Origin of the sequence: Spirillospora sp. CA-294931 (assembly GCF_050946795.1) — a bacterium.
Taxonomy (GTDB): domain Bacteria; phylum Actinomycetota; class Actinomycetes; order Streptosporangiales; family Streptosporangiaceae; genus Spirillospora.
Genome location: NZ_CP192006.1, coordinates 6166255 through 6178388 on the forward strand (window position 1 = coordinate 6166255; position 12134 = coordinate 6178388).

A 12134-nucleotide genomic window follows, 5' to 3' on the forward strand; every position below is an offset into this window, starting at 1 on the left:
GACATGCGAGAAGGGGCCCGCCTCGGGCGGGCCCCTTCTCGTCGATCTCTACGGTTCAGTGGCGGATCTCGGTGTGCTCCTTGCCGCCCTCGATCGCGTGGTCGTCGCCGTTCCCGTGCTCGTGCTCCTCGACGGGGATGTCGTCGAACGTCCAGGCGCGCTGGAGCCGGGAGCGCAGGTGGCCCAGCGGGCCCTTGGCGCCGGGCGCCGGAATGCCGTTGGCGTCGGTCGACGGCGTCTCGCCCTTGTAGTTCTCCTTGGAGAGCAGGACGGCCTTCTCCACCTCGCGGACGGGCTCGTGCCGCTCGCTGAACTTGCCGTCGGGCGACATCATGATGATGCCGCTCTCCACGCCGTGGCTCACCACCGCCGCGTCCTTGCGCTGGAGGCCCAGGCAGATCCGCTTGGTGATGATGTAGGCCAGCACCGGCCCGACGAACACCGCGACGCGGAAGAACCAGGTCGTGGCGAACAGCGAGACATGGAACTTGTCGGCGACCACGTCGTTGGCGCCCGCGACCCACAGCAGCCCGTAGAAGGCCACCGCCGCCATGCCGATGGCGGTGCGGACCGGGGCGTTGCGCGGACGGTCGTTGACGTGGTGCGAGCGGTGGTCGCCGGTGACCCACCGTTCGACCCACGGGAAGACGGCCGCGCCGGTGAAGATGATGCCCAGCGGCACCAGCGCGGGGATCAGCACGTTCAGGCTGAGCGTGTGGCCCCAGGCCGAGATCTCCCAGTTGGGCATGATCCGCAGCGCGCCCTCGAGGATGCCCATGTAGAAGTCGGGCTGGGAGCCCGACGAGATGGCACCCGGGTCATAGGGGCCGAACAGCCAGATCGGGTTGATCTGGGCGAAGGCTCCCAGCAGCGCGCAGACGCCGAAGGTGAACAGGAAGTAGGCGCCCGTCTTGGCCATGAAGACCGGGTAGAAGGGGTAGCCGTAGACCTGCTCCTCGGTCTGGTGCTTGACCGGCATCGAGGTGTGCTTCTGGTGCCACATGATCATCATGTGCGCCGTCACCATGCCCAGGATGATGCCCGGGATCAGCAGGACGTGCAGGGTGAACAGGCGCGGGATGATGTCGCCGTTGTTGCCCTCGGGGAACTCGCCCCCGAACAGGAACATGTAGATGTAGGTTCCGACCACCGGGATCGACTCGGCCACGCCCTGGGTGATCCGCAGGCCGGTGCCCGACAGCAGGTCGTCGGGCAGCGAGTAGCCGAACAGGCCCTCGATCATGCCCAGCGTGAACATGCCGATGCCGATCAGCCAGTTCAGCTCGCGCGGCTTGCGGTAGGCGCCGGTGAAGAACACCCGCAGCATGTGCACCATGATCGACGCCATGAACAGGATGGCGGCCCAGTGGTGGATCTGCCGCATGAGCAGGCCGCCGCGCACGTCGAAGCTGATGTGCAGCGTCGAGGCGTACGCCTCGGACATCTTCACACCCTGCAGCTTGGTGTACGAGCCGTCGTAGACGACCTCGTGCATGCTCGGCTGGAACCAGAGCGTCAGGAACGTGCCGGTCAGCAGCAGGATGATGAACGAGTACAGCGCGATCTCGCCCAGCATGAACGACCAGTGGTCGGGGAACACCTTCTTGGCGTTGCGCTTGAAGAAGGTGGTGGAGCCCAGCCGGTCGTCGAGGAAGTTCAGGCTTCCCTCGACGGCCTTCGGAGCCGTCGCTTCACTCATCCGCGCTCCCAGAAGCTCGGGCCGATCGGCTCGGGGAAGTCGTCGGTGGCTACGAGGTAGCCGTCTTCCACGGCGAGCGGCAACTGCGGCAGCGGCCGGGCCGCCGGTCCGAAGATGACCTTGGCCGCGTCGGTCGCGTCGAAGGTCGACTGGTGGCACGGGCACAGGATGTGGTGCGTGGTCTGCTCGTAGAGCGCCGCGGGGCAGCCGACGTGCGTGCAGATCTTGGAGTAGGCCACGATCCCGTTGACGTGCCAGTTCTCACGTCCCTTGGCCGGCTTGAACTGGTCGGCCGGGACGTTGATCAGGATCGTCACCGCCTTGGCCGTCTCGTTCAGCACGTGGTGGGCGTTCTCCTCGATGCCCTCGGGCAGCACGGTGATCATGCTGCCGGGGCTGGCGAAGTCGCTGACCTTCAACGGCCGGTTGGTGCCGTCCACCACCAGGCGGACGCCCTTCTTGCCCTGCTCCTTGGCCTTCTTGACCGACTCGGCCCAGTAGGTGTGGCGCAGCCGCTTCTCGGGCAGCGGGCCGAGGTCGCGCAGCAGCACCAGCGGGGCCAGGCCCAGCGGGGCCGCCGCCAGCAGCAGCGTCCGGCGCAGCAGCGGGCGCTTGGTGATCCCGCTGTCCTCCGCGCCCTCCAGGAAGATCTCGTTGAACGCCGCCCGGGTCTCGGGGTCGGCGGCCAGCTCGTGCCGCTCCTGGACGATCGGCTTGCTGGTCATCAGGCGGCGCACCCAGATGGTGACGCCCACGGCCAGGGCCAGGAACGACAGCGCCATCATGCCGCCGAGCCAGAAGTTGGACTCGCGGGCCCGCTCGACGCCGTGCATGCCGCCGTCGCGGCCGCTCCAGCCGATGTAGTAGGCGATGAAGGCGACGCTGCCGGCGAAGGCGAGCAGGAAGAACGCCGCGACCACGCGCTCGGCGCGCTTGGCGGCCTCCTCGTCCAGCTCCTCGCCCGCACCCGCGGGCGCGGAGATGTCCTCCTTGGCCAGCAGCGACCGCTCGGTCGCCGGCGACGGCGTGCCGATCACCCGGCCGGGCGCGTCGCCCTCCTCGCGCGGCTCCGGCGCGGCGGGGATGTCCTTGTTCTCGTCGCTCATGACTTCTTCAGCTTCTTCGGCTTCTTCGCGGTGATCCACATTGCGGCGAGCACGAGCAGCCCGATCCCGATCAGCCAGCCGGCCAGGCCCTCGGACACCGGGCCGATGCGGCCCAGACCGTTGCCGCCCGGGTTGGGCTCGTCACGCGTCTGGACGAGGTAGGCGATGATCGCCTGCTTGTCCGAGGCCGTGAGCGTGGTGTCGTTGAAGATCGGCATCGCCTGCGGGCCGGTGAGCATGGCCTCGTAGATCTGGGTGGGCGTGACGTCGCTCTTGTCGAGCGGCGGAGCGTACTTGCCGCCGGTCAGCGCGCCGCCGGCACCGGTGAAGTTGTGGCACTGGGCGCAGTTGGTGCGGAAGAGCTTGCCGCCGAGGGCGGCGTCGCCCTTGCTCGGGTCGACCATCGAGGCGGAGGGGACGGCGGGCCCGCCACCCAGGGAGGAGACGTAGGCGCGAAGGTCGGCCAGGTTCTTCTCGGCCGTCCGCTTCTGCTTCTCGGCCTCCTCGCGCCGCTCCTTCTCGTGGTAGTCGGTCTTGATCCCGACGTTGAACTCGGGGATGGGCTCCTTGCGCGGCATCTGGGCGCCCGGGCTCTGCGCGGGCATGCGGCCCGTGCTGACCTGGAAGTCGACGGACGCGGCGCCCACGCCGATCAGGCTGGGGGCCAGGGACTTGCCCTTGGCGTCCTTGGAGCCCTCGCCGTTGAGACCGTGGCAGGAGCCGCAGTTCTTGTTGAAGAGCTGCTTGCCGTTGGCCAGGTCGTCGGCGGACTTGGCCGCGCTGGTCGCCTCGGCGCGCTCAGCCTGCGGCGTGAAGCCGGTGTAGATGGCGCCAATGGCCACCAGGGCCGCCAGCACGACGGCGTAGCCCGCCCAGGGGCGCCGTCGCCATGCGGTGAACCTTTTCACGGAATTCCCCGTTCGGGTCATGTCGTCGGGATGGGGTGGAGCGAGGTCAGACGTCGAGCAGGTAGATGGTCGCGAACAGGCCGATCCAGACCACGTCGACGAAGTGCCAGTAGTAGGAGACGACGATCGCGCTCGTCGCCTGCTCGTGCGTCCAGCGCTTGGCGGCGTAGGTGCGGCCCAGGACGAACAGGAAGGCGATCAGGCCGCCGGTCACGTGCAGGCCGTGGAACCCGGTGGTCAGGTAGAACACCGACCCGTAAGCCGAGGACGACAGCGTCAGCCCGTCCTTGGTGACCAGCTGGTAGTACTCGTACGCCTGACCCGCCACGAAGTAGGCGCCCATCAGGAACGAGAGGACGTACCACTCGCGCAGGCCCCAGCGCTTGAAGTTCAGCAGGCCGCCGTCGCGGCCGACCTTCCCGGCCTCGGCCTTGAACACGCCCATCTGGCAGGTCACGGAGGACAGGACCAGGATCAGGGTGTTGGCGCTGGAGAGCGGGAGGTCCAGCTTGGCGCCCGGCCATGAACCGTCACCGTGCTGGCCGATCGTCACTGAGCGGATCGTGAAGAACATCGCGAACAGCGCCGCGAAGAACATCAGCTCGGACGACAGCCAGACGATGGTCCCCACGCTGACGAGGTTGGGACGGTTCGCCCGAGCGTGAGGTGTTGTCTCTATCGCGGATGCTGTTGCCACGGGCAGCATTATTACGTCACCCGAACCAGGACTGACGCATGACCCCCCTTCAGGAGTTCCCGAGCGTGTCTTGGGCAGGGAATATCCGGGGGCGTCAGGACGTTCGATCCCCCGCGTACGCAGGGCGGACACCGCTTTCGGGCGGATCGGCCGCTCCCCCCGCGGCGTCCGGCCACGTTTCGGACACGTTCCAGAGGGGTACGGCGCCGCCGCGTACCGGGGCTCGTCTCCGCGAGGCCTGACCCGGTAACCTTCTCTGCCATGAGCACCGCCCCGGACAGCCCGATGAAGGTCCTGGTCTACAGCGACGACGCGAGCACGCGCGCCCAGATCCGGCTCGCGCTCGGGCGCAGGCCCGCCGCCGACCTTCCGCTGATCGAGTACGTCGAGTGCGCGACCCAGCCCGCCGCCGTCACCCGGCTGGACGAGGGCGACATCGACGTCATGATCGTCGATGCCGAGGCGCGTCCGGCCGGTGGCCTCGGGGTCTGCCGGCAGGCCAAGGACGAGGTCTACGACTGCCCGCCGGTGCTGGCGATCATCGCCCGCCGCGACGACGGCTGGCTGGCCACCTGGTCGCGCGCCGACAAGGTGATCAGCCTCCCCCTCGACCCGATGGCCGCCGCCAACGCGGTGGCCGAGCTGATGCGCTGGCGCACCGCCAACCGCCTTCCGGCCCTGTAAGCCTGTTCGCCGGGGGGTGCGCCCTCCGCGCATCCCCCAGGACCCACCTCACCCTGGGGGAGACCATGGACGCGCCCACCACCTGGCCCGCGCTGCTCAACGCCCTGCTCGACGGCGAGTCGCTGACGAGCGGGCAGACCGCCTGGGCGATGAACCAGATCATGAGCGGCGAGGCCACGGACGCCCAGATCGCCGGATTCGCCGTGGCCATGCGCGCCAAGGGCGAGACCGTCGCCGAGGTGTCGGGCCTGGCCGAGGGGATGATGGCCAACGCCACCCCGATCGAGATCCCGGGCCGCATCGCCGACCTGGTCGGCACCGGCGGCGACCGGGCCCACACGGTCAACATCTCCACGATGGCCGCCGTGGTCGCCGCCGCCGCGGGCGTCAAGGTCGTCAAGCACGGCAACCGGGCCGCCTCGTCGTCGTGCGGCGCCGCCGACCTGCTGGAGGCGCTGGGCGTGGCGATCGACCTGGCGCCCGCGCAGACCGCGCGGGTCGCCGAGGAGATCGGCATCACCTTCTGTTTCGCGCCGCTCTACCACCCGGCGCTGAAGTACGCCGCCAACACCCGGCGCCAGCTCGGGACCCCGACGGTGTTCAACTTCCTGGGGCCGCTCACCAACCCGGCCCGTCCGCGCACCCAGGCGGTGGGCGTCTTCCATCCCCGTATGGCGGGCATCGTGGCGGGCGTCTTCGCCGAGCGCGGCTGCTCGTCGCTGGTCTTCCGCGGCGACGACGGCCTGGACGAGCTCACCACCACCGGGACGTCCACGGTCTGGGTCGTGTCCGGCGGCACCGCCACCGAGACGACCTTCGACCCGTCCGACCTGGGCATCCCCCCGGCCGACCTCGACGACCTGCGGGGCGCCGACGCCGCCTTCAACGCGGGCGTGGCCCGGGCGCTGTTCGGGGGCGAGCGGGGCGCCGTCCGCGACATGGTCGCGCTGAACGCCGCCGCGCTGATCGCCGCCTACGACGGCGCGCCGTCGGCCGACAAGCTGACCGAGACCCTCCGGACGGCCTACACCCGGGCCACCGAGGCCATCGACTCCGGCGCCGCGAACGCGCTGCTGGAGCGCTGGGTCACCCTGACCCAGAGCCTGAAGAAGGGCTAGTCGGCGTCGGGGAGGCCGAGCGAGAACGCGGCCTCGAGGTCGTGCTGCGAGTAGGTCTGGAAGGCGATGTGGGTCGCCGTGTCGCGGATGCCGGGGACCTTGTTCAGGCTCCCCGGGATCACCTCGTTGAGGTCGTCGTGGTGGTGCACGCGGACCATCGCGATCAGGTCGTACTCGCCGGTGACCGAGTAGACCTCGCTGACGCCGGAAAGGGCGGCGATCGCCTCGGCCACCTCGGGAATGCGCGCGACGTCGGCCTTGACGAACACGATCGCAGTGACCACTGCTGTCCTCCCGGTTGCGGAACGCCCGCGTGAACTCTACCCGCGCCCCGGTGTCTACCCGCGGCTGAGGGCGGCGATGCCTCGGCCGGGGCCGGCGCGGCGGGCGGCGAGGGCGAACAGCAGGCCGGCGACGAAGCCGGCGATGTGGGCCTCGTAGGCGACGTTGCTCTCGCTGTTGCCGAGCGACAGCCACTGGAGGATGAAGAAGTAGGCCATGACGACCCATACGGGGAGGCGGGCCACGATGAACGGTGGGACGAGGCTGACGATGCGGCCCCGGGGGTTGAGGATCAGGTACACGCCCATGACGCCCGCGACCGCTCCCGAGGCGCCGACGACGGGAGTGGTGGCGTCCGGGGCGCTGTAGGCCTGGCCGTAGACGGCGGCCAGGCCGAAGAACAGGTAGGCCAGCAGGAAGCGCAGGCGTCCCAGCCGGTCTTCGACACCGCTGCCGATGACGAACAGGGCGACCAGGTTGCCCAGCAGGTGCAGCGGGCTGCCGTGCAGGAACATCGAGGAGAACGCCGACATCCAGGGCGTCTTCTCGAAACCGTCCGGCCCGCAGCGGTAGATCACCTCGTCGGGCAGCGGCTGCTGCTCACCGGTGGTGAGCTCCTTGGGGATGGCCCCGTACTCGTGGGTGAACTCGACGGTGTTGCAGACGCGCTCGCGACCCTCGCCGTACCAGCTCGCGAAGTTGGCCATCGGAGTGATCAGGAAGATCACGACGTTGGCCGCGACGAGCAGGTAGGTCACCCACGGCACCCGCCGCGCCGGCTGGCTGTCGTAGAGGGGCAGGGTCATCCGCGGGTGTCACCTTCGATTTGCCGGGTTTCTCCGTCACCTTAGTGGGCGTCCCGCCCGGTGGTCGTCCGGCTCGGGGGCCACGTAGGCGTTGTCGATCCACTGCCGCAGGCTCTCGGCGCCGTGCGCCGGGCAGCTCCACACTCCGTCGACCTCGACCAGGCGGGCGCCCGGGGTGTCGAGCCAGCGCAGCACGCACTCCATCTCCTCGGCGCCCGCTCCCGCACCCGGTACGGCCGGGACCGTGCCAGGGGCGGCGGGCGCCCCTGGGAGGACGGTCTCGGCGGTGGCGATGAGGGCGTCGACGTAAGGGCGGGGATGCGCGCGCGCCGGGACCATGCCCGCCGCGGCCAGCCGCCCGTACCTGACGACCGCGAGCTCCCATCCGCCGTCGAACGCCGGACGGGCCGCGACGACCTGCGCGCACCCGGCCAGCGCGGCCAGCCGCTGGGCGCGCGCGGCGGCCCGGACGAACGCGGCCAGCCGGTCGCGCTGGACGCCGGCCTCCTCGTAGCGCTGCTCGGCGGAGAGCCGGTCGATGCGCACCTGGGCGGCCGCCACCACGGGACGCACGTCGCCCCGCATCACCGAGCCCGCCAGCGTCGTGTGCAGGGCGTAGGCGTCGGCCGACTCGCGTCCCTCACAGGGCGCGCCGCAGCGACCGATCTCCGACAGCACGCAACTGCGGGCCGCGCCGCGCTCGATCAGCCGCAGCGTGAGCCGCTGGGTGCACTGCCGCAGCGGGACGGCCTCGTGCAGCGCCGCCCGCGCCTCCTCGGCCTGCCGCTGGGACGACAGCGGCCCCAGGTACACCGAACCGTCCTGGCGGCACTCGCGCACGATCGACAGGCGGGGGAACGGCTCGACGGTCAGCTTGAGCCACATCGCCCGTTCGGGGAACTTCGAGCGCCGGTTGTAGCGCGGCTTGTGCTCGGCGATCAGGCGCAGCTCGCGGACCTCGGCCTCCAGGCCCGTCGCGCACACGATCGGGCGGACGCGCTCGGCAAGCCCGACCATCTCGCGGACGCGCCAGCGCGTCTCGGAGCCGGTGAAGTAGTTGCGCACCCGGGAGCGGAGGTCGCCGCTCTTGCCGATGTAGAGCGCCTCTCCCCCGGCGTCCTCGAACACGTACACCCCGGGTGCGCTCGGCACGTCGTCGGCCAGGTGCCGCTTGCGCCGCTGCTCGGGCGTGGGCGCCTTGGCGAACGACTTCAGCTCCTCAAGGGAGGTGACTCCGAACGAGCCGAGCCGTTCGATCAGGCCGTGCAGGACGTCGACGGTCGCGCGCGCGTCGGCCAGGGCTCGGTGGCAGGGCTCGGTACCCGACCGGAAGAACCGGGCCAGCGTGCCGAGCTTGCAGTTGGGCACCTCGTCTCTGGTCAGCACGCGGCGGGCGAGGTCGACGGTGTCGACGACGGGAAACGTGGGCCAGGCGTAACCGCCCGCGGCACACGAGCGTTTGAGGAAGCCGACGTCGAACGGCGCGTTGTGCGCCACCAGGACGCAGCCGCGCGCGAACTCCAGGAACGCGGGCAGCACCGAGTCGATGCGGGGCGCCGCGACGACCATCGCCTCGGTGATGCCGGTGAGCGCGGTGATGAACGGCGGGATCGGGCCGCCCGGGTCGACCAGCGTCGCGAACTCGCCCTGCTCGACGCCGCCGCGCACCTTGACGGCGCCGATCTCGGTGATGGCCGAGTCGGCCGAGCCACCGGTCGTCTCCAGGTCGACGACCACGAAGGTCACCTCGGCGAGGGGGGTTCCGAGGTCGTCGAGCGTGCCCTGGACGCCGTGATCAGCCGTCATGTCCGCGAACGTAGAGGACGCCTCTGACAGTGCGGCTCCCGCTAGGGTTGTGGGACGCCGGGCGCGTTCTCGATGGCGGGGGCCTCGCGAGAACGGTCGGGGCGCGGCGTCGCGTTCCGGCGAATCACGCGTCCGTGCTGGTTAACCCCGGGTCCCCCGGGGAAGACACAGCGCACCGGCGGCATATCGCTGGGAGGAGCGGGATCATCGACAGCAGTCCGGAACCGGGAGACGCGCCGGGCCCGGCCGCCCGGACGGAGCAGGCCGAGCGCCTGACCCGCCCCCTTCCCGAGGCGGTCCGCCAGGCGGTGGTCGAGGCCGCCTCCGAGCTGATCGGCGCCCTGCCCCCCGACGAGGTGCCGATGCCGCTGCGCCGCTTCGCCCGGTTCGAGCGGCGCAAGCGCGCCAAACTCGCCGGTCAGCCGATCGCGGCGCTGCTGGAGAAGGACGAGGACTTCCGGCTCCGGGTCGCCGTGCCGCTGCGTGACGCGCAGCCCGATCTGGTGGAGGCCGTCGAGAACGACCACGTACCCCCGGCGGCCGATCCGGTTCGGGTGGCGGTCATCGCCTACCTGCTGCGTCCGGCCAAGTGGACGGCGCTGGTGGAGGCCGCGCGCGAGGAGCTGGAGCGGTCCGCGAGCGTCTCGGAGGGCGAGGCCGCCGAGCGCCGCATCGCTGCGCTGCGCGAGGAGGTGGCGGCCGCGCGCGCGTCCCGTTCGGCCGAGATCGAGAAGCTGCGCTCGGAGCTGCGCGAGACCAAGGCCGAGGTGTCCGAGCTGCGCCGCAAGCTGCACGAGGCGCGGCTCAAGAGCAAGGCGGCGCAGGAGCGCGCCGAGACGCTGGCCGGCGACAGCGGGCGCGAGCTGGCGTCCGCGCGGGAGGCGACGGCCGCCGCCGACAAGGAGCTGCGCAAGCTGCGCGCGCGGGTCGGCCAGGCCGAGGCGGCCGCCGAGGCCGCCCGGCGGGCCGCGCGCGAGGGACGCAACGTCGACGACGTCCGGCTGCGGATGCTGCTCGACACGCTGGTCGACGCGGCGCAGGGGGTGCGGCGCGAGCTGGCGCTGCCCTCGACCATCGCCCGTCCCGCCGACGCGGTGGCGGGGGTCGAGCCCAGCACCGCGTTGCACCGGGCACTCCCCGGCCGGGCCCTGTCGGACGACGACCCGCAGCTGCTCGACCGGCTGCTGACGCTCCCCCAGGTGCACCTGGTCGTGGACGGATACAACGTCACCAAGACCGGCTACGGCGAACTGCCGCTGGCCGACCAGCGCAACCGGCTGGTGTCGGGGCTCGGCGGGCTCGCGGCGCAGACCCGCGCCGAGGTCACCTGCGTGTTCGACGGCGCCGAGCTGGACGCCCCGGTCGCGATCGCCGCGCCGCGCGGCGTCCGGGTGATGTTCAGCCACCCGGGGCAGACCGCCGACGAGCTGATCGGCGAGCTGGTGCGCGCCGAGCCGTCCGGCCGCGCGGTCGTGGTGGTCTCCTCCGACCGCGAGGTGGCCGACGCGGCCCGCAGGTCCGGCGCGCGGCCCGCGCCGTCCACGCTGCTGCTGCGGCGGCTGGGACGCTCCTGAGCGCGTTCTGTCACACCCTCCCCCTACCGTCGTCACGGAGAGCGATCATCGGAGGAGGACGCCATGCTGATCGACTGCGACGGCTGCCAGGTGCGCGGCACGGGCTGCGCCGACTGCGTCGTCCCGACCCTGCTGGGCGGGGCCGGGGCGGGCGTGGTCGAGATCGACGACGAGGAGCGCAGAGCCCTGCGCGTGCTGGCCGACCTCGATATGGTGCCTCCGTTGCGACTGGTGCCGCGCGACCGCGAACGCGCATCGTGATCCTGGAATCACAATAAGTAGGGCGAGTGCGAACAACTCCTGCGAATAGTGATGTTTCAGTTGTGACGGGTGCGGCCCCTCAGTAATGTCGTCCGCTGACGACTTGGACGAGAGGGGCATACCGGACCGTGGCCAGCGAATTCACCGGCACCTCACGCCGGCTGACAGCGAGCGTCTGTCTCGTCGTGGCGGCGACACTCGCGGCTCCCCCCGCGGTGGCGCACGCCAAGCCCAAGCCGAACGCGGCCGAGGCTCGCAAGAAGCTCATCAAGCTCAACGAGCAGGTCGAAGACCTCGTCGAGAAGTACAACGACCTCGGCGAGAAGCTCAAGGTGGCGCGCAAGAAGCTCGACGCCGCCAAGAAGAGCAACCGCGAGGAGCTGAAGACCTTCGAGGAGCGTCGCCGCAAGATCGCGGAGATGGCCGCCACCGCCTACAAGAACGGTGACAACTCCGACGTCACCGGCTTCGTGGCGGGCGACCCCCAGGCCGTGCTCGACCAGGCCGCCGTCTTCTCGCACCTCTCGCGCAACCGCAGCTCGGAGATCAGCCAGTTCCTGGACGCCGCCCAGCGGCTCCGGCGCGAGCAGGCCCAGGCCCAGTCGGCCTTCGACGAGGTCAACAACAAGGCCAAGGACCTGAAGAAGCAGAAGGCCGAGGTCGAGCAGTCGATCAAGAAGCAGAAGAAGCTTCTTGAGGCGGCGGGCGAGAAGCCCAGCAGTTCCAACTCCGGCGGCGGGGGCAACTACACCGGCCCCGCCAGCGGCAACGCCCGCACCGCGCTCAACTTCGCCTACGCCCAGCTCGGCAAGCCCTACATCTACGGAGGCACGGGCCCCAGCGGCTTCGACTGCTCCGGCCTCACGATGAAGGCCTGGGGAGCGGCGGGCGTCGGCATCACCCGCACCACCAATTCGCAGTACGCCGCGACCAAGCGGATCGACAAGAGCGCTCTGCAGCCCGGTGACCTGGTCTTCTTCCGGAGCCTTGGTCACGTGGGCCTCTACGTCGGCGGCGGCCAGATGATCCATGCGCCGCGGACGGGGAAGAACGTCGAGGTGGTCAGCATCACCTCGGGGTACTACCTGTCGAACTACTACGGCGCCGGGCGCCCTTAGGGGCGTACAAGCCCCTGAACGCGGGGGCGATCGCAGCTTCACCCGCATCGGACCAGGCCTTGACCTGGTCCGATG

General features: G+C 70.6%; 12 protein-coding genes. 5 read left to right on the forward strand and 7 right to left on the reverse strand.

Annotated features, from left to right (window positions below):
• Window positions 1–55: 55 nt before the first annotated feature.
• Genes qcrB through ctaE form a run of 4 tightly spaced genes read right to left on the reverse strand, consistent with a single transcriptional unit; the run spans window position 56 to window position 4344 of the window.
• Window positions 56–1699 (reverse strand): cytochrome bc1 complex cytochrome b subunit, encoded by a 1644-nt coding sequence (gene qcrB, locus ACQPY4_RS27640; protein ID WP_433325594.1) that lies wholly within the window; start codon window positions 1697–1699, stop codon window positions 56–58.
• Entirely contained in the window at window positions 1696–2805 is a 1110-nt protein-coding gene (gene qcrA / locus ACQPY4_RS27645; RefSeq protein WP_433325596.1) for a cytochrome bc1 complex Rieske iron-sulfur subunit, read from the reverse strand. Before qcrA ends, qcrB begins: the two co-directional genes overlap by 4 nt.
• Window positions 2802–3713, reverse strand: coding sequence for a cytochrome bc1 complex diheme cytochrome c subunit (gene qcrC, locus ACQPY4_RS27650; RefSeq protein ID WP_433325598.1), 912 nt, complete (start codon window positions 3711–3713; stop codon window positions 2802–2804). Before qcrC ends, qcrA begins: the two co-directional genes overlap by 4 nt.
• 46 nt (window positions 3714–3759) lie before the next feature.
• A complete protein-coding gene (gene ctaE, locus ACQPY4_RS27655; RefSeq protein ID WP_433325600.1) occupies window positions 3760–4344 on the reverse strand; it encodes an aa3-type cytochrome oxidase subunit III in 585 nt (194 codons plus the stop codon).
• A gap of 327 nt (window positions 4345–4671) precedes the next feature.
• On the opposite strand from ctaE, the gene ACQPY4_RS27660 reads away from it, so the two are divergent.
• Both ACQPY4_RS27660 and trpD read left to right on the forward strand, forming a co-directional pair.
• Window positions 4672–5094 (forward strand): hypothetical protein, encoded by a 423-nt coding sequence (locus ACQPY4_RS27660; protein ID WP_433325602.1) that lies wholly within the window; start codon window positions 4672–4674, stop codon window positions 5092–5094.
• 65 nt (window positions 5095–5159) lie between these two features.
• Window positions 5160–6212, forward strand: coding sequence for an anthranilate phosphoribosyltransferase (gene trpD / locus ACQPY4_RS27665; RefSeq protein ID WP_433325604.1), 1053 nt, complete (start codon window positions 5160–5162; stop codon window positions 6210–6212).
• On the opposite strand, the gene ACQPY4_RS27670 is transcribed toward trpD, so the two are convergent.
• Genes ACQPY4_RS27670 through ACQPY4_RS27680 form a run of 3 tightly spaced genes read right to left on the reverse strand, consistent with a single transcriptional unit; the run spans window position 6209 to window position 9106 of the window.
• On the reverse strand, window positions 6209–6496 hold the full coding sequence (locus ACQPY4_RS27670; protein WP_433325606.1) for an Lrp/AsnC family transcriptional regulator: 288 nt from the start codon (window positions 6494–6496) through the stop codon (window positions 6209–6211). The two genes, trpD and ACQPY4_RS27670, sit on opposite strands and share 4 nt — an antisense overlap.
• A gap of 54 nt (window positions 6497–6550) precedes the next feature.
• The gene (locus tag ACQPY4_RS27675; protein WP_433325608.1) at window positions 6551–7300 is read right to left on the reverse strand and encodes a rhomboid family intramembrane serine protease; all 750 of its coding nucleotides are present in this window, start codon (window positions 7298–7300) and stop codon (window positions 6551–6553) included.
• 36 nt (window positions 7301–7336) lie between these two features.
• A complete protein-coding gene (locus ACQPY4_RS27680; protein ID WP_433325610.1) occupies window positions 7337–9106 on the reverse strand; it encodes a DEDD exonuclease domain-containing protein in 1770 nt (589 codons plus the stop codon).
• 134 nt (window positions 9107–9240) lie between these two features.
• Between ACQPY4_RS27680 and ACQPY4_RS27685 the strand changes: the two genes are divergently transcribed.
• The 3 genes from ACQPY4_RS27685 to ACQPY4_RS27695 all read left to right on the forward strand — a co-directional run bounded on the left by ACQPY4_RS27685 (window position 9241) and on the right by ACQPY4_RS27695 (window position 12059).
• Complete coding sequence (locus ACQPY4_RS27685) at window positions 9241–10680, forward strand: NYN domain-containing protein (RefSeq protein ID WP_433325612.1); 1440 nt, start codon at window positions 9241–9243, stop codon at window positions 10678–10680.
• A gap of 63 nt (window positions 10681–10743) precedes the next feature.
• Window positions 10744–10941 (forward strand): hypothetical protein, encoded by a 198-nt coding sequence (locus tag ACQPY4_RS27690; protein ID WP_433325614.1) that lies wholly within the window; start codon window positions 10744–10746, stop codon window positions 10939–10941.
• A gap of 128 nt (window positions 10942–11069) precedes the next feature.
• Window positions 11070–12059 carry an NlpC/P60 family protein gene (locus ACQPY4_RS27695; RefSeq protein WP_433325616.1) on the forward strand — a complete coding sequence of 330 codons (990 nt, stop codon included), beginning with the start codon at window positions 11070–11072 and terminating at the stop codon, window positions 12057–12059.
• Window positions 12060–12134 lie beyond the last annotated feature (75 nt).

What these genes read in the sequence shown, in the direction of transcription:
- ACQPY4_RS27675 (WP_433325608.1), bottom strand. Translation starts at nt 7,300, where the DNA reads ATGACCCTGCCCCTCTACGACAGCCAGCCGGCGCGGCGGGTGCCGTGG.
- trpD (WP_433325604.1), top strand. Translation starts at nt 5,160, where the DNA reads ATGGACGCGCCCACCACCTGGCCCGCGCTGCTCAACGCCCTGCTCGAC.
- ACQPY4_RS27660 (WP_433325602.1), top strand. Translation starts at nt 4,672, where the DNA reads ATGAGCACCGCCCCGGACAGCCCGATGAAGGTCCTGGTCTACAGCGAC.
- qcrA (WP_433325596.1), bottom strand. Translation starts at nt 2,805, where the DNA reads ATGAGCGACGAGAACAAGGACATCCCCGCCGCGCCGGAGCCGCGCGAG.
- ACQPY4_RS27680 (WP_433325610.1), bottom strand. Translation starts at nt 9,106, where the DNA reads ATGACGGCTGATCACGGCGTCCAGGGCACGCTCGACGACCTCGGAACC.
- ACQPY4_RS27690 (WP_433325614.1), top strand. Translation starts at nt 10,744, where the DNA reads ATGCTGATCGACTGCGACGGCTGCCAGGTGCGCGGCACGGGCTGCGCC.
- qcrB (WP_433325594.1), bottom strand. Translation starts at nt 1,699, where the DNA reads ATGAGTGAAGCGACGGCTCCGAAGGCCGTCGAGGGAAGCCTGAACTTC.